The following is a 25824-nucleotide window of genomic DNA, read 5'->3' as shown; positions in this document are numbered from 1 at the left end:
AGAGTAACAATGGCAGAACAAAAATATCAATTTGACGTGCTTTACTTAGGAAGTGGACACGGTGCTTTTAACGGCGCCATGCCACTAGCCCAAGCTGGTTTTAAACTCGGGATGATTGAAGCGGATAAAATTGGGGGAACCTGCCCGAACCGGGGTTGCAACGCTAAGATTTCACTCGACATGCCGGTTAAGGTTAAAAACGAAGTGGATCAAATGCAAGGTCACGGATTAACCGGCACTACTACGATTGACTGGAAAGCCAACTACGAACACGAACATGAAGTGATTGACGCCCTTCCCAACGCCATTGGTTCTGGACTTGAAAGCCTCGGGATTGAATTAATCCACGGTAAGGGAACTTTAGTGGACGAGCACACGATTGCGGTTAACGGTCAAAACTACACCGCTGATAAGATTGTGATTGCCACCGGAGCTCACTACCACCAATTAGACATTCCGGGCAAGGAATACCTAAACAACGGAACTGATTTCTTAAACTTAGCAGAACAACCAGACCGGATGACTATCATCGGTGGTGGTTACATTGCGATTGAATTTGCAACAATTGCTGCTACGGCCGGAACTAAAGTAACGTTAATGTTGCACCACGAACACGCTTTGAAGCAATTCTACCAACCATTTGTGGAAGAATTACTGAAGGACTTGGAAGCTAAGGGCGTTACAATTATGAAGAACGTGACTCCTAGTGCCGTTACCAAAAAAGCGGATGGTTACGAAGTTGAAACTGACCAAGGTAACGTCGCTAGTGACTGGATCCTAGATGCTACTGGTCGTTTACCCAACGTCGAAGGCATCGGTTTGGACGAAGTCGGCGTTGAATACGATGATTACAAGGGAATTGCGGTTAACGATCACTTACAAACTTCCGTTGACAGCATCTACGCTTCTGGAGACGTGCTGGACAAGGAAGTGGGTCGTTTAACTCCAACTGCCATTTACGAAGGCCTCTACCTGACGAAACTCTTTACCGGTCAAACGACGAATCCGATTGACTACCCAGCCGTTCCAAGCGCCGTCTTTGCTTCCCCACGGATTGCCCAAGTTGGGGTTACTCCAGACGAAGCTAAGGCCCACCCAGACCAATTTGACGTTAAGGAAGTTGATTTGAGCGAAGACTGGTTCCGGCTGGCAATGCGGGCTAACCAAGGAAAGACGATTACGGTCTTTGATAAAGAAGGTTACCTCGTCGGAATGACGGAAATTAGTTCCGAAGCTGACAACTCCATTGGAAGTGTCCTGCCATTCATCGAATACCACATTGATCCAGAAAAGATGAATGACTTCATCACGTTGTTCCCAACCATTGAATCAGAAACGAAACACCACCTGTAAAAATAAGTTGACGGTGAGGAGAAGCAACCATGCAGCTAACGATTGAGCGAATTTACACCAAACCAGTGGATCACGACGGTTACCGCATCTTAATTGATCGTCGCTGGCCCCGGGGGATTTCCAAGGTCAACGCGGCCCTAGATGAGTGGGCTAAAGAAATTGCCCCGACAACGGAACTGCGTCAGTGGTTTAACCATATTCCGGAACGGTTTCCCGAATTTCAACAACGCTACCGTCAGGAACTGGACCACAATCCAGCAACCGCTGCTTTCGTAACCAAAGTAGCCACGCAGTTAGAAACTAGCAACGTGATTCTGCTGTATGGTGCCAAGGACCAGCAGCATAATCAGGCCGTTGTGCTGCTGGATTACCTCCATCACCAACCTGCGATTCAATCAATTCTACAGTCAAAGGAGTAAATTTATGCAAACAGTTAAAATTGGAAAATCAGACGTAACTACCACACCATTAGGCTTAGGAACCAACGCCGTCGGTGGTCACAACCTCTTCCCACATCTACACGATGAAACGGGAATTAAAATCGTTAAAACTGCCCTTGATAACGGGATTACCTTGTTAGACACTGCCTATGCCTATGGACTGGGCCGTTCCGAAGAATTAATCGGTCAAGCAATCAAGGACTACAACCGTAGCAAGATTCAAATTGCTACCAAGGGTGGGCAAAAAGTAACTGATCAAGGTGACATGGTAGTGGACGATTCTCCAGCACATCTAAAACAAGCAGTTGCAGAAAGTTTAAAGCGCCTGCAAACTGACTATCTAGACATCTTTTACATTCACTTCCCCGATGGTAAGACGCCGCTGTACGAATCAGTGGCCGCCTTGCAAGAACTAAAGGAAGCTGGCAAGATTAAGGCCATTGGCGTTTCTAACCTCTCCATGGATCAACTCCGAGAAGCCAACCGCGATGGCTACGTGGACGTAGACGAAGAACAATACAACCCCTTCGCCCGGGATGCTGAAAAGGAACGGTTTGCTTACTTGCAAGAAAACCAAATCTCCTTTGTCCCATTCTTCCCACTGGCTTCTGGTTTATTAACTGGTAAGTACAGTGAAAAAACGACCTTTGCGGAAGACGACATTCGTCACGACGACCCGAACTTCCAAGAACCCCGCTTCTCCCAAATCATTAAAGCGGTCGAAACCTTACGACCAATGGCAAAGGCGCACGACGCTACCATTGCCCAATTAGTGTTAGCTTGGTACATTAAGAACCCCAACATTTCCGTTGTGATTCCGGGGGCTAAACACCCTGACCAAGCCTTAAGCAACGCTAAGGCGCTGAACATTGAGTTAACGGATGAAGAATACAAGGCCATTGATACAAATTTACGATAATTAATGGTTTAAACTCCGCACTGCTAATATCAGTGCGGGGTTTTTGTTTAGACAAATTTAAAGGGGAATAAACCTCTTCTCTTTTGTTTCTAACGTCTGTTTGTGGTAAATTACCGATATGACACTACAAAGTGAGGTTATCAAATGAATCCAGAATTAATGTTTAAATTACAAAGTTATCTACAAAAGTGGACCACGATTCGTCGCAACATCCAACGACTCAAGTGGGTCTTTCTCGCTCCGGCACTGCTGCTAATCCTCGTGGGATTGGGATTGGCAATTTACTTCAACGCCTTTAGTAGCTTTTTCATCCTGCTTCTTGGTCTGCTCTTAGGTTTAATTGTCGGCGGAGTCGCCATCTTTAATTACGCCTTTACCGACATCAAATCATTGCTCCACCTCCTGCAAGGTTCAGGATCAAACGTCATTAACGACGCTAATCCTCAGATTGAGCAACTCTCAACCTCCATGCCGATCATCAGCAAAACCAGAAAAATCATCAACGTAGTAGTGGCTGTCATCATCTTCGTAACGATTTTACTGCTGGTCCTCAATGCTGCTCCGCTGAGCTGGTTAACCTTCCTGTTCGGTTTCATTAGTGGGAACCTGTTGACCATCGTGGCGCTTGGAACTGCCAAAATCAAAATTGCTAATGGCGCTAATCCGATGATGTTTAAACGTTAACTAAAAAACTTCTAACCATTGAGTTAGAAGTTTTTTTATGCGCTAAAATAGGGATGTTCCTGATGCTTCACCACGTGATCACTGTGTTGGTAAGCCATTTCCACCATCGTGAGAACGTGCGGATCGTTAAGGCTGTACAAAATCCGTTTTCCGGTCCGCTGCGCCGTCACCAGTTGATGTTGTTTCAATAATGCCAGCTGGTGCGACACGTTCGGCTGAGTTAAGTTCAGCCGCTCCACAATTGTCGATACGTCCAGCGGATTATTTTCTAACAACAGTAAAATCCGGAGCCGTACCACGTTCCCCAGTAACTTAAAAATCTGGCTGGCTTCCGCTAGGTCTTGTTCGTTCATCGTGCTTCACCTCATCTACAACAGTTTGATTAACCTCATTATATGCGCAATGAAGCCACTATCAAAGAGCACGTACAACCCAATCACCAGATAGCTTAACCGCATCAACCGTTCCCCGTACCGGTCTAAGATCTGGTTAACCACCGCTAGCTGACTAATCCGTTTTAAGAGCACGACGACTAACACGGTTAACACCGTTAAATAAGCCACCGTTTCTAAAAACCCAACCAGGGATTGTCCCAGTAAAACAGGAATGAACACCGACAGGTTACAACCGGCACACACGGTTAAGTAGGTTAAGAGCACCGTGATTACCGCGGAATGTCGCTGCTCTGGTACTGTTTCCTCATCCTCATCACCTCGAATGACCAGGTAAATCGGTAGAAATCCTAGTCCACCCAATAACCACTCTGGAAGCCAGTGCGCTAACGTTTGTCCGAGAACGTAACTCAACACTAATAAGCTGAACATCCCCAGCAAATAGCCGATTAGCACCGCGCAGAGCGAGAACCGCTTTAAAAATAACAGCAGTAAAACAAAAAAATCTAAGTTAACCGCGATAAAGGTCAACGTTAACAGCCACCAATTCATATTATCATCCTTTCATATGAAAATAATAACATGTATAAGTGACCAGTCAATGATAATGAATGAAGGCAAAAAAATAACTTCACCAAATTTTGATGAAGTTATTTCATATTATTAAGCTTTGGAACTGTGATCAACCCAACGAGCCCAAACGTCCCCGACGACTTGAATGATCAGCACCATGATCACCACTAAAATCGTAGCGACCAAGGTCGTATCGTTGGCGAACCGGTTGTAACCATAGGAGATGGCCATGTTACCTAAACCACCGGCCCCAATGGCACCAGCCATGGCGGTTAATCCAACCAAACTAATCAGCGTTACCGTCGAAACCCGAATTAATTCTGGAAAGGCTTCACTAAGGTAAACTCCCGAAATAATGTCCCAGTTACTGGAACCCAATGATTGGGCGGATTCAATCGTTCCTTGGTTCACACTCTGCAAGGCTACTTGCACCTGCCGGGCGTAGAACGGAAAGACTCCGACTGACAACGGAACCAAGGCAGCCGTCGTTCCGATTTGAGTTCCCACAATTTTTTGCGTTACCGGCGCGATGAAGGCCAGCAAGATGATGAACGGAATGGCCCGGAATAACGAAACCACCTTGTCCACGATGTTAAAAATAATCTTGTTCGGCATGATTCCATCCGAATCAAACAGCACCAGGGCAATCCCAAAGATTAAGCCGGCGATTCCACCAAAGATGGCGGACCAGAACGTCATATAGAGGGTTTGCACGATGGACGTCCACCAACCGGTTTCCCCGGTCCACCCCTGTTGCACTACGTTGGGGAAGTTTGTAATAAACCATTCTTTCATTGCGTTACACCTCTCAATTCAGTCACTTGCACGTCTAAATTCTTCAGGTAATCTAGAGCATCCTTAATTTGTTGGTCGGATCCACTCAGATCCACAATCATGATTCCAACTGGTTGTCCCTTAAATTCTTCGATATCGGCATAAACGATGCTAGCGGAAACCTGGTACTTGGAGTACAGATCAACGATGATTGGTTGTGAAATTTCTTGAGAGAAGTACACCAACTTAACCAGGTTCCGTTTCTGCGTATCGATATTCATGGATTGCAGAATAGATAAGGCATCGAAGTCGTTCCCGACAATCTTGCGGGCCACTGGGTTCGTGGATTCCACGAAGACATCAATTAAGCTACCGCTTTCAATCACTTTTCCTTGGTCCATGATCACCACTTGGTCACAAATCCGCTTAATGGCATCCATTTCGTGGGTAATCAAGATAACGGTCAATCCCCGCTTTTGGTTTAATTCCTGCAGTAGGTCCAAAATTTGGTTGGTGTTTTCAGGATCCAAGGCGGATGTTGCTTCATCAGAAATCAAAATTTCAGGATCGTTGGCTAACGCCCGGGCAATCGCTACCCGTTGTTGTTGCCCCCCGGAGAGTTGACCCGGATAATGCTTGGCGTAGTCAGAAAGACCCACGTCTGCCAGTAAGTCCTTGGCTTTCTTTTGAACTTCTTTGTCCTTTAGGCCACTGTGTTTGAGCGCAAAGGCCACGTTTTCAAGCACCGTCTTTTGGTTTAAGAGGTTGTAATGCTGGAAAATCATCCCAATTTTTCGCCGTTCCTTCCGCAGTTCGCTGGTACTAATCACCTTTTCTTCGTGATCATCCTTGGAAAAGAACTGTTCGCCAAGCACCGAAACGGTTCCGTTCGTTGGCTTTTGTAATAAGTTAATCGTCCGCACTAGGGTCGACTTTCCGGCCCCAGAGTAACCGGCAATCCCAAAGATTTGACCGGCCGGAATGCTAAAGCTCACGTCCGAAACGGCGTGAATGGTTTGTTTGTCTTGGGTAAAATCAACCGAGACATTTTCAAATTTAACGCTGGTTTCCGTCATCGGAAATTCCTCCTTCTGCGTGGTGCGGTGTAAATAAATGTAATTTCCCAATCCGGCGACAGGCTTCCTGGAGCCGTTCGGGACTCGTAAGCAAGCCAATCCGAACGTATTGATCCCCTTCGGAGCCAAAGCCCTTTCCAGGAGCAACCGCCACCGCAGCTTTGTCTAACAACAAGTCGGTAAACGATTCGGATGTGTACCCCGCTGGCACTTGCATCCAGGAGTAAAAGGAACCCCCAGCTGGAGTCGCCTGCCAGCCAATTGCGGCGGCCGCGGTTTCAAACGCATGGCGTCGGTTTTCGTACAAATGGGCCAACTCTGTCACAGAATCCTGCGGACCGGTCAAAGCGGCAATCGCCGCTTCCTGAACCGCTGGAAATACGCTCACGAAGAGATGGGCCTGAATGGCATTAATGGCAGCTACCAAATCTGGATTTCCCACCGCAAAGCCAATCCGCCACCCGGCCATGTTGTAAGTCTTGGAAAGAGTCGAAAATTCGATTCCAACCTCTTTGGCACCAGGTGTTTGTAAGAAACTTAGCGGCTGTTGGTGATTACCCAGTGCTCCGTAGGCAAAGTCATGGACAATGCCAATCTGATTGTCCCGGGCAAACTGAACCGTCTTTGCGAAGAAGTCCGCCGTCGCCACCGCTCCCGTCGGGTTATTGGGATAGTTTAAGTAAAGCAACCGCGCTGCTTGCTTACTTTTTGTACTAATCGTATCATAATCCGGCAGAAAATGGTTACTAGCACGCAAGGGAACTAGTTCGACGTCAACATCCGCCAGTCGAGTTCCGGATAAATAATCCGGATAACCGGGGTCCGGGAGTAGCAGTTTTTCGCCGGGATTCATGACCGCCAGTGGCAGTTCTACTAACCCGGTTTTTGAGCCCCCCAGAATGGCAACTTCCGTTTCGGGATCCACGTCCACTTGATAGTGGTCGTGATAGTAGTTAGCCACCGCCTGCTTTAAGGCCGGGAGCCCGGAAAAAGGAGAGTACTTATGATTTTCTGGTTTAGCCACGGCCGCTTGCAACGCTTTCACAATGTTATCCGGAGTCGGTTGGTCAGGATTCCCCTGTCCCAGATTAATCACATCCGCACCCGTCGCAATTTTTTGGTTCACCTTCTGAACTAACGTGGCAAAGAATTGTTGGAGCAGCTGATGCACCACCGCTGATTCTGTAAAATGCATGTTTCTCTCCCCTCTCATTGAACTAATCCGGATTATTTAAACTTCAGGTTCCAAGCTGGAACTTCTAGTCCGTTGTAGTTCTTTTCAATGACTTTTTCAGTTTCCTTGGTTTGGAAAGCCTTCACAACCTTTTGTAAGTCCTTGTTATCCTTTTGTTCCTTATTAGCGGCAATCAGGTTAATCCAGGGTTTTGATTGCTTATTCAAAGGTTCTTTAAAGATTGTCTTGTCAGGACTCAAGTGGGCCGTTTGGGCGTAATTCGTGTTAACCACGGCAGCCGCTGCATCGTTTAAAGTCCGCGCCGTTTGCGAAGCGTCCACTTCTTTAATGTTCAGATTCTTAGGGTTAGACTTGATGTCTTTCACCGTTAGCAATTTGTTGGGATCACCACCCAGTTTGATCAAACCGGCTTCCTTTAAAACCAGTAAGGAACGGCTTTCGTTCGTCGCATCGTTAGGAATCGCAATCGTAGCGCCGTCAGGAATGTCCTTTACATTCTTGTACTGCGTAGAGTACAACCGGATGGGCGTAATCACCGTGTTTCCAATTGAAACGATGTTAGATTTATGTTGTTGGTTCCAGTTCTTCAAGAAAGCATAGTGTTGGAAGGAGTTAACGTCCACTTCGTGTTGACTCAACGCCGTATTGGGTTGCGTGTAGTCAGTAAAGTGCACGAACTTCAGCTTAATCTTGTACTTGTCCTTTGCCGTTTTAGCCACGGACTTCCAAATCTCATCGTCCGCCTTTGATCCACTCATCAAACCGACCTTCACGACCTTTTCGTTCTGCGTCGATGACTTGGGTGCAAAACTAAACCACCCGATCACACCAATTACCAGTAAAACCACGATTCCAATGATCCATTTTGTTGATTTCTTCATGATCCTTCACCTCATATTTTTTAATTTAGCTTTAAATAAACAAAAAAAGCATCCATCCTTGTTATCAAGGACGAATGCTTTCGTGGTACCACCTTAGTTCACAAAACCAGTTTTTCAACTTGGCTTTGCCTCAGAAACTGCTCCAATTGACGCGTCTCGATTAGAACAATTTTGCTGAGATATCGGTCGCAACCCCGCCACTAGCTAACAGTAACCTGCTCACCAATGATTGATTCAGAACCCATCTTCTTTGCCTGCCTTTCATCCCTTTGCACCATCCAGGGACTCTCTGAGAAATTTCAGCAAATACTCAGTTCCTCAACTTCGTTTATTTAATTGTTCCTTATGTTAATTGACTACCCCGTAAATGTCAACCACTAATTTAACTTTTTCTTAAAAATTGTAGGCTTACGGAACCGAGTGTCACTGGTGTTTCCCTTTCCGTTTTTTGGTAAGCTTAAAGATGGTAACAATCCCGAATTTAATGATTGGAATGAAGCACATGAACTCCCAAACTGACGCTCTTCTAACGGTCTTTGACGACTATCACACTGCCGTTTATTTTTCTGACCCGCACCACCAAGTGGAATTGATTGGGTTGGGACAAACGAGCACGTTACATCACTTTACATTAACGGAACTAACCGCCTGGCACGCCCACCAATCTGTGCCCGTTTTTGGTGGCTTGCCCTTTGACCACCAACTCCAACCCACCAGCGACCTCATGAACGGCATCATGATTGCTCCCGCTTACGTGATTGACTTAGTCTCTGGGAAAGAATGGGGCACTCGGCCAGCACCGGATCATAAACAATCACCTCAAACGCAATCAATCCACGTCCTTAGTCACACGACCGAAACTGATTGGCAAGCGCGTCTGCAACCGGTCTTACATACGCTCCAAACAGATCCGCAGAAGCAGAAAGTGGTCCTTGGGATGCAGGAACACTTCGACCTAGACGGACAATTAGCCGCTAGTCAATTAATCAAGACGCTCATCCGGCAACAGACTCAGACCTATCATGTCGCCATTAAGCACGGCGACGAACTATTTGTGTCCGCTACGCCCGAACGCCTGGTGAAATTAAACCAAAACCAGATTGAAACGGCAGCGGTGGCTGGTTCCATTGCCCGGGGCCAATCGGATGAGGCAGATCAAAAACTAGCACACGAGTTACAGCAGGATGCCAAGAACCAACGAGAACATCAGCTGGTGGTGACAGAAATTGAACGACGGCTACAACCGTGGGCACAACTTGATTCCGTTGCTGTTCCAGAAATTCTAACTACACCCCAGATTCAACACCTGTACACGCCGATTACCGGAACGATTAAGCAGACGGCTTCCGTTTGGCAAATCGTGCAGGCCTTACATCCAACTCCCGCGTTAGGGGGCCTCCCGGTTGACTGGGCACTGGCGACCATTGCCAACGTGGAAAGCCATCCCCGCGGGCTCTTTGCCGCACCGGTTGGATACGTTATGCCCGATGGAAGCGGAGAGTTCGTGATTGGCATCCGCTCTCTGTGGAACAAGGAACATACCGTTACCCTCTTTGCGGGCGCAGGCATCCTGGCCGCTTCTGACTTAGCTGCCGAAGAACGCGAAATTCAGCTCAAAACCACTGCCATGGAAAACATTTTAAAGGAGCAACTTGATGACGAACGTCATGACCAATAACCTCAAACATTTAATTAGTGCCTGTGAAAATCAGGAGGTAACGAACTTTGTGCTTTCACCGGGGTCACGTAACACCCCGCTGGCACTCCTCCTCGCCGAAAGAAACGTAAACCTAACGGTCGCCGTGGACGAACGTTCTGCCGGCTTTTTCGCATTAGGGCTAGCAAAGGCCAGTCGTCAGCCAGTGGCTCTCGTGGCCACTTCTGGGACTGCCACCGCCAACTACGCGCCCGCAATTGCGGAAGCCCACAGTTTTCACGTGCCCTTAGTGGTACTAACTACGGATCGGCCCCAGGAACTGCAAGAAATTGGGGCGCCCCAAACCATTCCCCAAGCCGGGATGTACACCACTAACGTCAAGCAAGCCCTAACCATTAACGTACAGGAAGCGGCGGCAGACGTAACGGAATACATCGATTATCAGGTCCAGCAACTGGTGCACCAAACCCAGTTAGCCCCGCGGGGACCCGTTCAAATTAACTTGCCGCTCAGAAAACCATTGTTACCCGAATTAGGTACGCCCTGGCCCGTTGTGGTTCAGCAGGACTTTGGACACCTCAACACACAGTTAGATGCGGCTTCACTGGCACAGTTAACCCAACGTTTGGAGCACAAGCGTTGCTTAATTACCATCGGTCCTACTGATCAACCGCTGCCAATGCAATTGTTACAAGAGGTTGCCGATCAATTAAACGCGCCCATCATCGCGGACGTTTTAAGCTCGGTCAGAGGGAGCGTTTCCACGGTTCCTGTTCAACAACTCTTGAAGTTGCCAGAACAAATACAACCAGAAATCGTCCTCCGCTTCGGTGGAACGCCGGTTTCAGCCCGCCTGCTGCCGTGGTTAAAACAGCAGCAGATTCCGGTAATCCAGATTGGATCCGACCATTTGGGTAAGGACCACAGTCGCTGGGCCCACACCAGTTACAACTTGTCGGCCACCGACTTTTTGCAACAGTTAGCTACCACTGACATCCGGGGAGCGGCGCACTACCGCGCCGACTGGGAACACTCCTTCCAGCCGACGCCTGCTGCTGACCAGGAACAGCTCACTGCTCAGGAACTGCCCCGCCTGCTCTCCCACTTGGCCCCTGAACACCAACTCTTTTTAGCGAACTCACTCACCGTCCGTAACTTTGACCAGTCCTTTGCACCAGCTCATCCAATGCGGGTTCACGGGAATCGAGGGGCCAACGGGATTGATGGTACCATTTCTAGTGCGGTCGGAGTAGCCGCCAATCAGCACCCCACCTGGCTGGTCACTGGTGATCTGGCTTTCTTCCATGACCTAACCGGTTTGCAGTTAGCCCGCCAAACTCATGCCAACCTAACCATTGTGGTGGTAAATAACGATGGTGGCGGCATTTTCTCCCTATTGCCACAAGCCCAAGCTCCTTATTTCGAGCAACTCTTTGGTACCCCGCAAGCCCTCAATCTGAAGGCAGCCGCCGCGTTCGTAAATGCGCAATACCAACGGGTTACCACTACAGAAAAATTCCGAAAACTGGTGCAGGAAGCATGGACGGGCCTGCGCATCATTGAAGTCCCTGCCAACCGTGCGCACCTCCCGGCAGAATATCCGGAGGGATTGGGCTAATGCAAACTACCATCAACGTTTCCGGCTACGACTATCACGTTAAGATCACGGGAAACGGCGCTCCGCACTGGATCTTTTTCCACGGCTTTTTAGGCAACCAGAGTGATTTTCAAACCATTCACCCGAAAGGAACCTGTGTCTACGTCACCCTTTATGGGTTTGGAGCTCACGATCCGATGGTTCCGGCTGCAGGATTTCAGACGAAACAACAAGTAATGGGCCTTCAAAATTTGATTACCCAGTTAGCTTTGCAACCAGTCAACATCGTCGGTTATTCAATGGGAGCCCGCTTGGCCCTTTGTCTTGCGCTAGCGGCACCCCAGTTAATCAAACACCTCATCCTAGAAAGTGGCACGCCCGGATTGGCAGATCCGCTGGCACGGTGGGAACGACAGCAGGCGGATGCAGCGCGAGCAACCCAAATTGAAACGACTGGGTTAGCTTCTTTTGTAGATCACTGGGAACAATTACCATTGTTTCACAGCCAACAAACCGCTCCATTACCACAACAACAGCGGATGCACGCCATGCGGATGGCACATCAGCCTATCAACATGGCCAACTCGCTGCGCTACTTTGGAACGGGAACCATGCCGAACCAGTGGCCAAATCTTTCGCAATTAACGCCTAAAACTACTATCATTACTGGTGAACTGGACCATAAATTTACCAACATTGGTCGCCAAATGGTGGCAGCCATCCCGATGGCAACCCAAATTACCTTCCCAGCTACCGGGCATAACGTCCACTTTGAACAACCACAAGAATATCAAACCGTGTTGAACCAATTCAGTAAAGAGGTCACTCCATGAAAATTAATCAAATTACCTTAATTCCCTTAACCCTCCGTTTAAAGGAGGCGTTTCGCACCAATCACGGGACAACCGCTGAGCGGCCGCTCCTCTTGATTGAAATGAAGATGAGCAACGGGATTACTGGTTATGGTGAAGTTCAGGCCTTTGCCGACTCAAGTTATGCACCGCAATCCCAAGCAATCGCTCTGGCCGAATTACAGGATGGTCTACCGGCCCTAATCAAGCGCAGCTGGCAAACTCCCACGGATTTACAACGGCAATTAACCCGATTCACTTCCTTTGCGCGAGCCGGAGTGGAAATGGCATTGTGGGATGCCTACGGAAAGTTAGTCCACCAACCGCTTGCCCAGTTACTGGGTCAACCAGCTTCCGCGGTTCCGGTCAGCGTAGCTTTAGGCATTCAAGCCAAAGATCAGCGTACCATTCGACTAGCTGACGAAGAGTTGCAGGCTGGTTACCAACGACTAAAAATTAAAACGGATAATCTAGCGGTGGCGCAGCGGTTAATTAAGAAACTCAAAATTGCCTTTCCGAACCAACTAATTTCGTTTGATCCCAACGCAGCGTGGCCCGTTTCTAAGCAAACGATTGCTGTTTTAAAAGAATTAGCTGCTGATGGTCTGAGTATGATTGAAGAACCCTTTCATAATGCCAGTTTAGCAGAGTACGCTAGCGTTCAAGCCCAACTACCGCAGTTAAAAATTAGCTTGGACGAAAGTATCAATTCGTTGACGAACATTCAAAATGCAGTGCGAGCGCAAAGTGCCGCCGCTTTTACCCTCAAACCTAGCAAGCTCGGTGGGATTACGCCCACCATGCAGGCTATTCAGTACATTACCAACACTCCATACTTGCCGTGGATCGGGGGCATGCTCGGCAGTGGCCTTGGCCGTGCGGTTGATTTAGCCTTATCGGCACAACTCCCGCAACCAATTTTCCCAGCGGACATCGCCGACAGTGATCATTATTTTGAACTAGAACCGATTAACGAATCCTTCACCGTTACGAACGGATCATTGCCGGTTCCCACTGGATCCGGAATCGGAGTTACCCTGAACTGGGATGCCATTAATCAATTACAAACTGGTGCAAACATTACCTTTAACTAACGAAAACGACCTCAGCTTGGAAAAGCTGGGGTCGTTTTGCTTATCGTTTACTTTTGATTAAAAAGGCCATGATGACTAGCCCAAAGATGATGGTTAGAATTCCGGCTCCTCGCCACAAAACCAGCGTGTCGACTTTGATCCAGGCGGCTAGATAACTCGTAACCGAGCAGAAGGCGAACGTAGAAATGGCTAGCGCGTGCATCGCAGAAATGTTGCCGACGTTAAAGGATCGGTACATCAGTTTTTCAAACACATTGCCAGACATGCCCATCCCAATTCCCGCAATTAGCAACAACCCTAATCGTACTACGTTCGGAACTGGTAACGTAAAGTCAATTAGACAACTATCAGATACCAAATAATCCACGACAAAAAAGGTCGTCGCTTGCCATTTTACAAACGGGGCCATCGCTCCCCCGATTAAATAACCGGCTTTTTGGACCGCATCGACGGCCGAAAATAAAGCAACATCTAGTCCTAACTCTTTCTAGGAACGTTTTGTTTTAGGGTTAGTTTCCGGTTCATTAGATAGTTGATCGTATTTTAGTTAATTTATTGCACAAAAAAAGGCACCTTCGAATTGCTTCGAAAGTGCCTTTACTGCGCGTGGCAACGTCCTATCCTCGCAGGGGGCGATCCCCCAACTACTTTTGGCGTGCTAAAGCTTAACTGCTGTGTTCGGCATGGGAACAGGTGTATCCTTTAGGCTATCGCCACCACACTCTGAGTGAACTTCGTTCCCTCAAAACTAGCTAATATTATTTTCTTCCGATTCTACCATTGTGCTTTCCTTGGTTAAGTCCTCGACTGATTAGTATTAGTCCGCTCCACGTATCGCTACGCTTCCACTTCTAACCTATCGACCTGATCATCTTTCAGGAGTCTTACTTCCATATAGGAATGGGAAATCTCATCTTGAGGCGAGTTTCACACTTAGATGCTTTCAGCGTTTATCTCATCCATACATAGCTACTCAGCGGTGCGCCTGGCGGCGCAACTGATACACCAGCGGTATGTCCATCCCGGTCCTCTCGTACTAGGGACAGCTCCTCTCAAATTTCCTGCGCCCGCGACGGATAGGGACCGAACTGTCTCACGACGTTCTGAACCCAGCTCGCGTACCGCTTTAATGGGCGAACAGCCCAACCCTTGGGACCAACTACAGCCCCAGGATGCGATGAGCCGACATCGAGGTGCCAAACCTCCCCGTCGATGTGAACTCTTGGGGGAGATAAGCCTGTTATCCCCAGGGTAGCTTTTATCCGTTGAGCGATGGCCCTTCCATACGGTACCACCGGATCACTAAGTCCGACTTTCGTCCCTGCTCGACTTGTCTGTCTCGCAGTCAAGCTTGCTTCTGCCTTTACACTTACAGAATGATTTCCAACCATTCTAAGCAAACCTTTGAGCGCCTCCGTTACTATTTAGGAGGCGACCGCCCCAGTCAAACTGCCAACCAGACACTGTCTCCGAGCACGATGAGTGCTCAGGGTTAGAGTGTTCACATAGCAAGGGTAGTATCCCACGGGTGCCTCCACCGAGACTAGCGTCCCGGTTTCAATGGCTCCTACCTATCCTGTACAAGCTATGTAAACACCCAATATCAAGCTACAGTAAAGCTCCATGGGGTCTTTCCGTCCTGTCGCGGGTAACCTGCTTCTTCACAGGTATCTTAATTTCACCGAGTCTCTCGTTGAGACAGTACTCAAATCGTTACGCCTTTCGTGCGGGTCGGAACTTACCCGACAAGGAATTTCGCTACCTTAGGACCGTTATAGTTACGGCCGCCGTTTACTGGGGCTTCATTTCGAGGCGTCGCCGAAGCTAACCTTTCCACTTAACCTTCCAGCACCGGGCAGGCGTCAGCCCATATACTTCATCTTACGATTTTGCATAAACCTGTGTTTTTGATAAACAGTCGTTTGAGTCTTTTCACTGCGGCTGACCTGACGGTCAGCACCCCTTCTTCCGAAGTTACGGGGTCATTTTGCCGAGTTCCTTAACGAGAGTTCTCTCGCTCACCTGAGGATTCTCTCCTCGACTACCTGTGTCGGTTTGCGGTACGGGTAGTTAATTACTCACTAGAAGCTTTTCTCGGCAGCGTGACATCGGTTGCTTCTCTACTTTAATTTCGATCCTCATCAACGCTTGTCAACCCGGTCAGAAGCATTTCACTCCTCACCTGACTTACGTTTTAAACATCCTTTTCCAGCCGGATGCTCAACCTAGCCTTCTGCGTCCCTCCATCGTTCCAACATAATTAACTAGTACAGGAATCTCAACCTGTTATCCATCGCCTACGCTTCTCAGCCTCGGCTTAGGTCCCGACTAACCCTGGGTGGACGAGCCTTCCCCAGGAAACCTTAGTCATTCGGTGGACCAGATTCTCACTGGTCTTTCGCTACTCATACCGGCATTCTCACTTCTAAGCGCTCCAACAGTCCTTCCGGTCTGCCTTCATTGCCCTTAGAACGCTCTCCTATCACGCAACGTAGTTGCGTCCGCAGTCTCGGTAATATGCTTAGCCCCGGTAAATTTTCGGCGCAGAATCACTCGACTAGTGAGCTATTACGCACTCTTTAAATGGTGGCTGCTTCTGAGCCAACATCCTAGTTGTCTAAGCAACTCCACTTCCTTTTCCACTTAGCATATATTTAGGGACCTTAACTGGCGGTCTGGGCTGTTCCCCTTTCGACGATGGATCTTATCACTCATCGTCTGACTCCCGGACATAAATCAATGGTATTCGGAGTTTATCTGAACTCAGTAATCCAAGACGGACCCCTCGCTCAAACAGTGGCTCTACCTCCATGATTCTAATTCCGAGGCTAGCCCTAAAGCTATTTCGGAGAGAACCAGCTATCTCCAAGTTCGTTTGGAATTTCACCGCTATCCACACCTCATCCCAGCACTTTTCAACGTACACGGGTTCGGACCTCCGGTGCGTATTACCGCACTTTCATCCTGGACATGGATAGATCACCTGGTTTCGGGTCTACGGCAACATACTAATTCGCCCTCTTAAGACTCGCTTTCGCTGCGGCTCCGCTTTTTCGGCTTAACCTTGCATGCAACTGTAACTCGCCGGTTCATTCTACAAGAGGCACGCCATCACCCCTTAACGGGCTCTGACTGCTTGTAGGCACATGGTTGCAGGAACTATTTCACTCCCCTTCCGGGGTGCTTTTCACCTTTCCCTCACGGTACTGGTTCACTATCGGTCACTAGGGAGTATTTAGCCTTGGGAGATGGTCCTCCCGGATTCCGACGCCGTTTCACGTGTGGCGCCGTACTCAGGATCCTGAACTGAGGGAATTCAATTTCGCTTACGAGACTATCACTCTCTTTGGTGCAGCTTCCCAACTGCTTCAGCTATCAAATTCTTTTGTAACTCAAATGTTCAGTCCTACAACCCCGAACCACGAAGGTTCGGTTTGGGCTATTCCCAGTTCGCTCGCCGCTACTTTGGGAATCGAAATTTCTTTATCTTCCTGTGGGTACTTAGATGTTTCAGTTCCCCACGTCTGCCTCTGCGTAGCTATGAATTCACTACGTAGTGATTAGTCATTACCCTAATCGAGTTTCCTCATTCGGAAATCTCCGGATCACAGCTTACTTACAGCTCCCCGAAGCATATCGGTGTTAGTTCCGTCCTTCATCGGCTCCTAGTACCAAGGCATTCACCATGCGCCCTTTCTAACTTAACCTATAATCCGACGGATTATAAATTATTGAGTTTAGCGATTAAACACATTAAAAAACTCAAATTACACAATGGTTTTCTCGGTTAAAATTATATCAATCAATATAATTCTTACAGAAAATAATATTATCTAGTTTTCAAAGAACTAAGTTTGAGAGTAATCCTCTCAAAACTAAACAAGACTTTGATCGGTGTAAGGTTCCGTATTTTTCCTTAGAAAGGAGGTGATCCAGCCGCAGGTTCTCCTACGGCTACCTTGTTACGACTTCACCCTAATCATCTGTCCCACCTTAGGCGGCGGACTCCAAATGGTTATCCAACCGACTTTGGGTGTTACAAACTCTCATGGTGTGACGGGCGGTGTGTACAAGACCCGGGAACGTATTCACCGTGGCATGCTGATCCACGATTACTAGCGATTCCAACTTCATGCAGGCGAGTTGCAGCCTGCAATCCGAACTGAGAACGGCTTTAAGAGATTAGCTTGACCTCGCGGTTTCGCAACTCGTTGTACCGTCCATTGTAGCACGTGTGTAGCCCAGGTCATAAGGGGCATGATGATTTGACGTCATCCCCACCTTCCTCCGGTTTATCACCGGCAGTCTCTCTAGAGTGCCCAACTCAATGCTGGCAACTAAAGACAAGGGTTGCGCTCGTTGCGGGACTTAACCCAACATCTCACGACACGAGCTGACGACAACCATGCACCACCTGTCATTCTGCCCCCGAAGGGGACACCTAATCTCTTAGGCTAACAGAAGATGTCAAGACCTGGTAAGGTTCTTCGCGTAGCATCGAATTAAACCACATGCTCCACCGCTTGTGCGGGTCCCCGTCAATTCCTTTGAGTTTCAACCTTGCGGTCGTACTCCCCAGGCGGAATGCTTAATGCGTTAGCTTCGGCACTGAGAGGCGGAAACCTCCCAACACCTAGCATTCATCGTTTACGGCATGGACTACCAGGGTATCTAATCCTGTTTGCTACCCATGCTTTCGAGCCTCAGCGTCAGATGCAGACTAGACAGCCGCCTTCGCCACTGGTGTTCCTTCATATATCTACGCATTTCACCGCTACACATGAAGTTCCACTGTCCTCTTCTGCACTCAAGTTTCCCAGTTTCCGATGCACTTCTTCGGTTAAGCCGAAGGCTTTCACATCAGACTTAAAAAACCGCCTGCGCTCGCTTTACGCCCAATAAATCCGGACAACGTTTGCCACCTACGTATTACCGCGGCTGCTGGCACGTAGTTAGCCGTGACTTTCTGGTTAGATACCGTCACGCCGTGAGCAGTTACTCTCACAGTCGTTCTTCTCTAACAACAGAGTTTTACGAGCCGAAACCCTTCTTCACTCACGCGGCGTTGCTCCATCAGACTTTCGTCCATTGTGGAAGATTCCCTACTGCTGCCTCCCGTAGGAGTATGGGCCGTGTCTCAGTCCCATTGTGGCAGATTACCCTCTCAGGTCTGCTACGTATCATCGCCTTGGTGAGCCATTATCTCACCAACTAGCTAATACGCCGCGGGTCCATCCAAAAGCACTAGCATAAAAGCCAGCTTTCAAACTAAAACCATGTGGTTTTAGTTGTTATCCGGTATTAGCATCTGTTTCCAGGTGTTATCCCCGACTTCTGGGCAGGTTACCCACGTGTTACTCACCAGTTCGCCACTCGGTCCAATCTAAAGTCAAATCTGTGCAAGCACTTCATTTCATTTAGGAGACCGCGTTCGACTTGCATGTATTAGGCACGCCGCCAACGTTCGTCCTGAGCCAGGATCAAACTCTCATTTTAAATGAGAACTTTACTAGCTCTACTTTATTATTCGTTTCTTAAGCGAATTGACTTCGCAAATGTTTAATTTTTAAACGCTAGTTTAAAAATTCCTTACACTTTTTGTAATCAAAATCTTGTTCAGTTTTCAAAGAACTACCCGGTCATCAATTACTTGACAACTTAATTATCATAGCACGTTTTAGCCAATCAAGTCAAGGACTTAATTTAATTAAATCAGCTTGATGAACATTGCTTAATTAGCAACAGGAATTAATATATCAGGCTAAGCAACCAATGTCAACCATTTTGGTCAAATTAAGTCAAAATATTTTAATTTTACCCCCACAACCTAACTAACTAAAGTATGGTATATTAAAAAAGTACGGTTTGAGTACAACTAAAATTTTTTTGGAGTAGGATTTAACGCGTTAAGTGCCGGCGGAACGGAATGTGAACGCCGGACGAAAAGCAAGTCGCTTGCGATGTTATTTCCGCATTCGCCACTAACCTCACCATTTGGTGGCAGCTCCAGTCAGGAGATGTCAAATTGAATTTTTTACGGAAGTGGGGACTTCGTCCTCTCAGTTTAAAGGGAATGACCTACCTTGCCATTCTAATGGCGATCGAGATTATCGTTGGTCGCTTTGTAATCGGCAGTAGTAGTGTCCAGTTCTCCTTTACCTTTATTGTAATTGCTTTAATCGCCAAATGGTACGGACCGTTCTGGTCCACCGGGGTTGCTGTAATTGTTGATTTCATCTCAACCCTCTTTAGCGGACAACCTTATTTTCCGGGGTTTGCCCTTTCCGCAATTTTAGTTAGTTTAATTTACAGTATTGGTTTTTTCCAGCAAAAACGGATTAGTTGGCCCCGCGTCATCATCGTCGTTGCTCTCATTACTGTCTTCATTAACCTAATTTTGAATTCGTGGTGGGTTTCGATTATTGCCCACACCCCGTTCTCATATTTCTTCGGGGTCCGGCTCGGGAAAAACTTAATTTCCTTCCCGATTCAAACGGTCCTATTATACTGGGTCCTGAATAATCGAACCATTCAAAATTTAAAACCAACTATTTTTAAATAAAAAAGATCCGAAGCTATTGGTGGTAGCTCCGGATCTTTTTTATTTAATTTACGCTTTGCGTTGTTGCCACCAGTTCAATAATCGATCCCAAGCTAATTGCAACTGATTCTTCGGTTGGGGTTGTACAGCTAATTCTTTTAAAAAGATTTGTTGGGCAGAATGTCCCTTTGGACTTTCATACTTAAAGTACTTGCCCCCTTTGTTCATAAAGAAGCCGTCCACATCATCTTGATCATAAACGGCAATAATGTGCTCCAAGACCTGGTGCATCTGTGGATCCAAAACAGGAGCCGCTAATTCTACCCGATTATCCATGTTCCGGGTCATTAAATCAGCTGAAGAAATCCAGAGAGCAGTCCCTTCATCATAGAAGGCATAAATTCGACTATGTTCCAGGAATTGACCCACAATGCTAGAAACCACGATGTTTTCTTTAGGACCACAGACCCCTAGTTCCAGACAACAAGCCCCCCGCACGATTAAGCGGAACGGCACACCGACACTCGCTGCATCGTAAATGGCGGCAATCACGTCCACATCCGTCAGTGAATTAACTTTCAAGAAAACGTGTCCCCGACCGGTGCGTTGGTAGTATTCCTTCACCTTTTGAATGTTCTGAATCACCATATCCTCAATTCGATGCGGAGAAGCTGCTAGGACTTTGTATTTTGGTGGGTTAGCCCCAGGTTGTTCCAGGTAATTAAAGAATGAAGCTAAGTCGCTCACGTAGTCCTTACGACTAGAAAAGAGGCTTAAATCGACAAAGCCCTTGGCCGTTGACTCATTGTAATTTCCAGTTCCAATCTGAACGTACCCCTCTGGATCTGCCCCATCCTTGGTCAGAACCAAGCAAGTCTTACTGTGAACCTTCATGTATTTCTTCCCAAAGATGATGTTACAACCGGCATCCTCCAGTTCTCCCGTCACCTTGAGGTTATTGGCTTCGTCAAACCGAGCCCGCAATTCAATCATCACGGTAACCTCAATCCCTTTTTGGGCCGCTTCTTTAAGTAAGTCAATGACCTTAGAATTGTTGGCCACCCGATAGATGGTTTGCTTAATTGCCACCGTTTTCGGATCAGCAATTGCTTCCCGTAAAAAGGTCAAGAATTGGTCAAACGAATCATCTGGATATTGCAATAACAAGTCATGTTCCTGTAAATACTGCAGCATGGAACGTTGATCCGGCCATTCCTGCGCTTGAAAATCTGGATAAACTAGCTGCGGTTTCTCCTTTTCCCATGATTTTAACAATGGGAACAAGAAAGTTAAATCCAGTGGACCTGGGATTCGGTAAAGTGCTTGTTCATCGATTCGAAACTTCTTCAAAAATTCCAGCAAAAACTTATGACTGACGTCCGGTAAATCCTCAACAGCCAGTAAGGTGATCCGACCGCGTTCCCGGTCAGCCAAGTAGTGTCGCAGGTTTTTAACCGTATCATGATTATTGTCGTCTTTATCAACATCCAAAGATGCATCCAAATCCCGACTAATCCGGAAGGTCAAAATATCTTCCACCTTACCGTCATCAAACAGAGTATTCAAATTATTACGAATTAAATCTTCAACCCGTAGATAAATGGTCTGATCCTCAACCCGTAAACGAATTGTTCGCCGAATTTCTAATGGAACCGGCACGATTCTAATTGCGTGCTTTCCTTTCAACTTCATCTTGACGGCTAATGCCATCCGTTTGTTTTTTAAGTAATCTAAGTTATAGTTGTTTTCGTAAGTGGTCGATATTAAGAACGGCAGAATTCGTTGATCGAAAACTTGATCAGCCTTTTCGCGTTGGTGATCATCCAGTTCTTTGTAAGTGGTAATTTTGCCCAATCCCTCAACCGGTAATTGTTCACTTAAACTCTTGAAGTAACTGTATTGAATCTTAAAGTTTTTTTCATTCCGCTTGTGGAGTTGCTTTAAAATTTTGGAATAGTGCAGTCCCGACTTCTTTTCAATCTTGTCATTAGTAACTTCCATCTGACTTTGTAAACTGGGCACCCGCACGCTATAAAATTCATCCAGATTATTGGCGGCAATTGCCAAAAATCGGAAGCGATCTAAAAACGGAGTCGTCGTTTCATTAGCCAGTTCAATTACCCGACGATTAAACAGCAACCAACTTAAATCGCGGTTATAGCATTTGCCGTGATAGTTAAACTCACTTGCCATCTTTTTCCCCCTTAATAAACGTCTGGTAATCCAGTTCTACTTGTTTTACATATTGGTTGGCAAAGTTGACAAAGGCCCGATCCATCCACGTTTGGCTTTGGAGATATCCAATGACCATGGGAAACGTGGAAGAACGACTATGCGCCCGGGCTAACAGGTTCATACAAACAGATACATAGTCCCGGTAAGCCGGCCAATCCAGTTTGTTTAACTTCACAGAACCCTTCATATCCTTGAACTGCCGGACATAAAAACTGTAATTTTTAGTATCAAAGTAACCTAAGAACCGGTCTGAAGAACTCTGTAGAATTCGTTGGCATTTCACAATTTCCTCTCCAGAAGAATGGTGCTTGTTAAAGTAAATTTCTGCATTTTGATAAATCGGCAGGGCCTGCTTAATCTGTAGCACTAGGTAGTCGCCATTACTATTTTCTAGCAAAAGCAGGTAGCACAAAGTCCCCACACTACCCACACCCACGCTGTGGCGCACGATATCAACAATGTGAAATTCGGATAAAAATTGGTGCACGTCACTGCGAGCATGATGGCGATAATCGTAATAACCATTTACCAAACGTTCGTAGGTTTTGGCTCCAACGTGCTTTGTCACTGGATCATTTTCAATGAAGTGCCGCTTACCGTCCACCACCTCAGTATATTTTTGTACCGCGTAATCAGAATTACTGCGGACGGCCTTTTTAACCGTTTTGCTAACAATCTTTGTGAATGATTTATCAAATTTATCCCGATCATCGTGTACCACGTTAAAAGCTGATGCAATGTTTTCCAAGGTATTCGGCGCAATGAACCGTTCCATGGCTGGTAATTGGTTCAAATGAATCAGGGAGCGTATGTAGGTTTTCATCACCTTATGTAGGAAAGGATTAACGTCTTTTTTGATGTCAAAACCTTGTTGTTTAGCCACTAATAAGGCACTAACTAGTAGTCGCTTGACGTCATAATCCCAATAACCAATGTGTGATTCATCGAAATCATTCATATCAAACAGTAATTGGCCTTCAGCAGAACCATAGTAACCAAAATTTCCGATGTGGGCGTCACCTCCAATTAAGGTTTTAATCCCACTATTAGAATTCAAATCTAGGTCATGATTCATAATATCAACCGTGCCCCGGAAGAACGCGAAGGCGGATTCAGACATCCGTTCTCGCTTTAAATTAAGGAGCTTTTTGTACAAAAGCGAATTCCGAACGTCCATAATTTTTTCGACGTCCCGTTTGTGGGGTTTGTAATCAGCAATCCTGCCATATTCCTGGTCTAATCCAAGTCGTTGCCCCTCCGCAATTAGTTCCGTACTCGTTTTAGTGGTAATATCCATCTGGTTAAATTCATAAGGGACTAAACTTTTTTGGTTAATTTTTTTACTTTTTTTATCTTTGCTCATTGGAAATGGTTCCTTTCTCTGCCTAGCAGATTTACTAACTTTATTATAACAATCACAAGCGATGTAAGGAACTTAAATTAGGACAATTAAATTTTTATCGTCCAAATAAAAAAATGTACCCCGCGTTAATTCGGGACACATTTACTGATTATTGTTCTAATTGTTTTTGAATCCGAGCAAAGAAGTCTAAAAAGAGTTGTTCATCGCGATGGTCAACCTCCCACATTAACTCAGGATGCCATTGAACTCCAACAACAGTTGCATCATCATTTTCAGCTGCTTCAATTACTCCATCTGTAGCACGAGCAGTGACGTGTAATGGTGCTGCCACTTGTTTCAATGCTTGGTGATGAATGGAGTTGACCTGGGGATTAGTCCCCATTGCATGGGCAATGCCGCTGTCCGTATCAACCGCAATTTCATGAATTTCCGCCTGTGGCTGGTTAAATTCCACGTGTTCAATCTCAGAACTAGGAAAATCAGTGGCAACGTCTTGGTGCAAACTACCGCCTAATGCCACATTAATGATTTGCAGGCCGCGACAAATCCCCAGAATCGGCTTATGTTGCCGCATCATTTCTTCAATTAAACCCATTTCCCAGCGATCATGCGGGAGATAATGAGCTTCATCTGCTTGAACAGAATTTTCGGAAAAGAGTTGCGGGTGCACGTCTTGTCCTCCTGGAATAATTAGTCCGTCAATTATATCAACGTAATCGGGAATCATTTCGGGACTAGCCATCGGGATGATCACAGGAACGACATCGTGTTTCCGCAAAACGTCAATAAAAACGCGAGCCGTGTAATTAGCATAATCAAGGTTAAAGTTATCGGTTTTAATGCGATTAATATTGGCCGCAATTCCAACTTTCACACTAACAACCCCCTAATTATCAAAGTAGCTAACTGGTTTATCAACGTCAATCTTAGTTCCAGAGAACTTCTTTTCGATGTAACGTTGGGCGGCTTTACTGTGGTATAACTTCACTAACTTCTTGTATTCCGGCTTGTTTTTGTTCTTTTCGGCCGTGGCAATCACGTTAATGTTACCCTTCGTTGATTGATCCAATTTTTCGTGGTAAATGGCATCTTTTTTCACGTTTAAATGACTTTGTAACGCCATCGTGTTTCCAATTAAGACCGCTGCCACGTTTTTATCTTGTAATAAACGAGGGCCGGTGTGATCATCAACTTCTTGGAACTTCAAATCTTTCCGATTTTCGCCAACGTTCTGTAAGCTGTACAAACCAGCTTTTGGTTCACCCTTCAAGGTGATTAAACCCGCACTTTGTAAGAGCTTCAAGCTCCGAGATGTGTTGGCTGGATTATTTGAAATCGCAATCGTTGCTCCGTTCGGAATTTCCTTCACTGATTTGTACTGCCGAGAGTAAATTCCCATGGGCTCCAAGTAGGTGGTTCCTAAAATAGCCAGTTTACCCTTGTTACTGTGTTCGTTAAAGTACTTCAAGTAACTTTCCATTTGGAAGGCATTCACGTCCACTTGTCCTTGAATCGTAGCCTTATTCAAGCTAACTCCATCAGAGAAATCCTTCACCTGCAAATTAATCCCAGCTTTCTTGGTTTCTGGTAACTTGGCAATGTATTCCCAGACCTGGGTATCAGGACCATATGAACCGATGGTAACCGTTTTTTGTTGGTTGCTATGTCCCCCAAATTGATAAAAACCTAAGCCAGCGATGACCGCCACAACGGCAATTCCGATAATCCATTTCCACGCTTTTTTCATTTGTAATTCTCCCCCTTTTTAAAATTAATGAAAAATTTACAATTATAGCCAATTTAAGCATAGCACTTACTAATAGTCAATTAATTGCATTGCTAATAGTTTTGCTAAATTAATTAGTATATGAGAAGAATCTGCTGTTTACTTGATTTAACCATCAATTTTGCCTTATTTCGTGATAAATAATTATTTCTATTAATGCCAAGCTTTTGAAATTACCCCAGTAATATTGTGCACAAAAAAAGGCACCTTCGAATTGCTTCGAAAGTGCCTTTACCGCGCGTGGCAACGTCCTATCCTCGCAGGGGGCGATCCCCCAACTACTTTTGGCGTGCTAAAGCTTAACTGCTGTGTTCGGCATGGGAACAGGTGTATCCTTTAGGCTATCGCCACCACACTCTGAGTGAACTTCGTTCCCTCAAAACTAGCTAATATTATTTTCTTCCGATTCTACC

The 25824-nt window shown here is 46.4% G+C and carries 20 protein-coding genes, 4 rRNA genes and 1 riboswitch; of the genes, 9 read left to right on the top strand and 15 right to left on the bottom strand.

Translation table 11 applies throughout. The features are described 5' to 3' along the window. The first annotated feature begins 9 nt into the window (after positions 1-9). The 4 genes from M3M38_RS04850 to M3M38_RS04835 all read left to right on the top strand — a co-directional run bounded on the left by M3M38_RS04850 (position 10) and on the right by M3M38_RS04835 (position 3396). A complete protein-coding gene (locus M3M38_RS04850; RefSeq protein WP_252813745.1) occupies positions 10-1353 on the top strand; it encodes a dihydrolipoyl dehydrogenase family protein in 1344 nt (447 codons plus the stop codon). Between the two features lie 29 nt (positions 1354-1382). Beyond that, positions 1383-1772, top strand: a complete 390-nt coding sequence (locus M3M38_RS04845; RefSeq protein ID WP_252766625.1) for a DUF488 domain-containing protein — start codon at positions 1383-1385, stop codon at positions 1770-1772. Positions 1773-1776: 4 nt separating this feature from the next. Beyond that, the gene (locus M3M38_RS04840; RefSeq protein WP_252813744.1) at positions 1777-2712 is read left to right on the top strand and encodes an aldo/keto reductase; all 936 of its coding nucleotides are present in this window, start codon (positions 1777-1779) and stop codon (positions 2710-2712) included. 144 nt (positions 2713-2856) lie between these two features. Continuing rightward, positions 2857-3396: a hypothetical protein gene (locus M3M38_RS04835; protein ID WP_252813743.1), complete on the top strand. Its 540-nt coding sequence runs from the start codon at positions 2857-2859 to the stop codon at positions 3394-3396. 35 nt (positions 3397-3431) lie between these two features. Here the strand turns inward: M3M38_RS04835 and M3M38_RS04830 are convergent, their stop codons facing one another. From M3M38_RS04830 to M3M38_RS04805, 6 genes are all read right to left on the bottom strand, one after another. Beyond that, entirely contained in the window at positions 3432-3749 is a 318-nt protein-coding gene (locus M3M38_RS04830; RefSeq protein WP_252813742.1) for an ArsR/SmtB family transcription factor, read from the bottom strand. Between the two features lie 15 nt (positions 3750-3764). Beyond that, positions 3765-4340 (bottom strand): cadmium resistance transporter, encoded by a 576-nt coding sequence (locus tag M3M38_RS04825; protein WP_252813741.1) that lies wholly within the window; start codon positions 4338-4340, stop codon positions 3765-3767. Between the two features lie 111 nt (positions 4341-4451). Then, positions 4452-5156 carry a methionine ABC transporter permease gene (locus M3M38_RS04820; protein WP_252795045.1) on the bottom strand — a complete coding sequence of 235 codons (705 nt, stop codon included), beginning with the start codon at positions 5154-5156 and terminating at the stop codon, positions 4452-4454. Further along, on the bottom strand, positions 5153-6211 hold the full coding sequence (locus M3M38_RS04815; protein ID WP_252813740.1) for a methionine ABC transporter ATP-binding protein: 1059 nt from the start codon (positions 6209-6211) through the stop codon (positions 5153-5155). Before M3M38_RS04815 ends, M3M38_RS04820 begins: the two co-directional genes overlap by 4 nt. Then, positions 6192-7406 carry a pyridoxal phosphate-dependent aminotransferase gene (locus tag M3M38_RS04810; RefSeq protein WP_252813739.1) on the bottom strand — a complete coding sequence of 405 codons (1215 nt, stop codon included), beginning with the start codon at positions 7404-7406 and terminating at the stop codon, positions 6192-6194. Before M3M38_RS04810 ends, M3M38_RS04815 begins: the two co-directional genes overlap by 20 nt. A gap of 32 nt (positions 7407-7438) precedes the next feature. Continuing rightward, on the bottom strand, positions 7439-8287 hold the full coding sequence (locus M3M38_RS04805) for a MetQ/NlpA family ABC transporter substrate-binding protein (RefSeq protein WP_252813738.1): 849 nt from the start codon (positions 8285-8287) through the stop codon (positions 7439-7441). 463 nt (positions 8288-8750) lie between these two features. Between M3M38_RS04805 and M3M38_RS04800 the strand changes: the two genes are divergently transcribed. From M3M38_RS04800 to M3M38_RS04785, 4 genes are read left to right on the top strand one after another with little or no spacing between them, the layout of a single operon-like run. Further along, a complete protein-coding gene (locus M3M38_RS04800; RefSeq protein WP_252813737.1) occupies positions 8751-9965 on the top strand; it encodes an isochorismate synthase in 1215 nt (404 codons plus the stop codon). Continuing rightward, entirely contained in the window at positions 9943-11562 is a 1620-nt protein-coding gene (gene menD, locus M3M38_RS04795; RefSeq protein ID WP_252813736.1) for a 2-succinyl-5-enolpyruvyl-6-hydroxy-3-cyclohexene-1-carboxylic-acid synthase, read from the top strand. Before M3M38_RS04800 ends, menD begins: the two co-directional genes overlap by 23 nt. After that, entirely contained in the window at positions 11562-12374 is an 813-nt protein-coding gene (gene menH / locus M3M38_RS04790) for a 2-succinyl-6-hydroxy-2,4-cyclohexadiene-1-carboxylate synthase (RefSeq protein ID WP_252813735.1), read from the top strand. The genes menD and menH overlap by 1 nt, the downstream gene beginning before the upstream one ends. Next, entirely contained in the window at positions 12371-13486 is a 1116-nt protein-coding gene (locus tag M3M38_RS04785) for an enolase C-terminal domain-like protein (RefSeq protein ID WP_252813734.1), read from the top strand. The genes menH and M3M38_RS04785 overlap by 4 nt, the downstream gene beginning before the upstream one ends. A 40-nt stretch (positions 13487-13526) precedes the next feature. On the opposite strand, the gene M3M38_RS04780 is transcribed toward M3M38_RS04785, so the two are convergent. From M3M38_RS04780 to M3M38_RS04765, 4 genes are all read right to left on the bottom strand, one after another. Further along, positions 13527-13895, bottom strand: a complete 369-nt coding sequence (locus M3M38_RS04780) for a hypothetical protein (RefSeq protein WP_252813733.1) — start codon at positions 13893-13895, stop codon at positions 13527-13529. Positions 13896-14090: 195 nt separating this feature from the next. After that, a 5S ribosomal RNA gene (gene rrf / locus M3M38_RS04775) occupies positions 14091-14207 on the bottom strand. Positions 14208-14277: 70 nt separating this feature from the next. After that, positions 14278-17193: ribosomal RNA gene (locus M3M38_RS04770) — 23S ribosomal RNA — on the bottom strand. Positions 17194-17406: 213 nt separating this feature from the next. Next, positions 17407-18982, bottom strand: a 16S ribosomal RNA gene (locus tag M3M38_RS04765). Together the 16S, 23S and 5S rRNA genes form the textbook arrangement of a ribosomal RNA operon. 389 nt (positions 18983-19371) lie before the next feature. Further along, positions 19372-19469, top strand: a riboswitch (THF riboswitch). A 42-nt stretch (positions 19470-19511) separates the two neighbouring features. Here M3M38_RS04765 and M3M38_RS04760 point away from each other — a divergent pair. Then, on the top strand, positions 19512-20048 hold the full coding sequence (locus tag M3M38_RS04760; RefSeq protein ID WP_252795036.1) for a folate family ECF transporter S component: 537 nt from the start codon (positions 19512-19514) through the stop codon (positions 20046-20048). Positions 20049-20096: 48 nt separating this feature from the next. Here the strand turns inward: M3M38_RS04760 and ppk1 are convergent, their stop codons facing one another. The 5 genes from ppk1 to rrf (M3M38_RS04735) form a co-directional block, all read right to left on the bottom strand. Further along, positions 20097-22220: a polyphosphate kinase 1 gene (ppk1, locus tag M3M38_RS04755; protein WP_252813732.1), complete on the bottom strand. Its 2124-nt coding sequence runs from the start codon at positions 22218-22220 to the stop codon at positions 20097-20099. Next, complete coding sequence (locus tag M3M38_RS04750; RefSeq protein WP_252766609.1) at positions 22210-23625, bottom strand: DUF2252 domain-containing protein; 1416 nt, start codon at positions 23623-23625, stop codon at positions 22210-22212. Before M3M38_RS04750 ends, ppk1 begins: the two co-directional genes overlap by 11 nt. A 148-nt stretch (positions 23626-23773) precedes the next feature. Then, positions 23774-24499 (bottom strand): gamma-glutamyl-gamma-aminobutyrate hydrolase family protein, encoded by a 726-nt coding sequence (locus M3M38_RS04745; RefSeq protein ID WP_252766608.1) that lies wholly within the window; start codon positions 24497-24499, stop codon positions 23774-23776. Between the two features lie 12 nt (positions 24500-24511). After that, positions 24512-25372 (bottom strand): MetQ/NlpA family ABC transporter substrate-binding protein, encoded by an 861-nt coding sequence (locus M3M38_RS04740; RefSeq protein WP_252766607.1) that lies wholly within the window; start codon positions 25370-25372, stop codon positions 24512-24514. Positions 25373-25649: 277 nt separating this feature from the next. After that, positions 25650-25766, bottom strand: a 5S ribosomal RNA gene (gene rrf / locus M3M38_RS04735). Positions 25767-25824 lie beyond the last annotated feature (58 nt).

This window comes from Fructilactobacillus cliffordii (assembly GCF_024029355.1).
In the GTDB taxonomy this organism is placed as follows: Bacteria; Bacillota; Bacilli; order Lactobacillales; family Lactobacillaceae; genus Fructilactobacillus; species Fructilactobacillus cliffordii.
The sequence above is the reverse complement of the archived record's forward strand: the minus strand, read 5'-3'. Positions and strand labels throughout refer to the sequence as shown.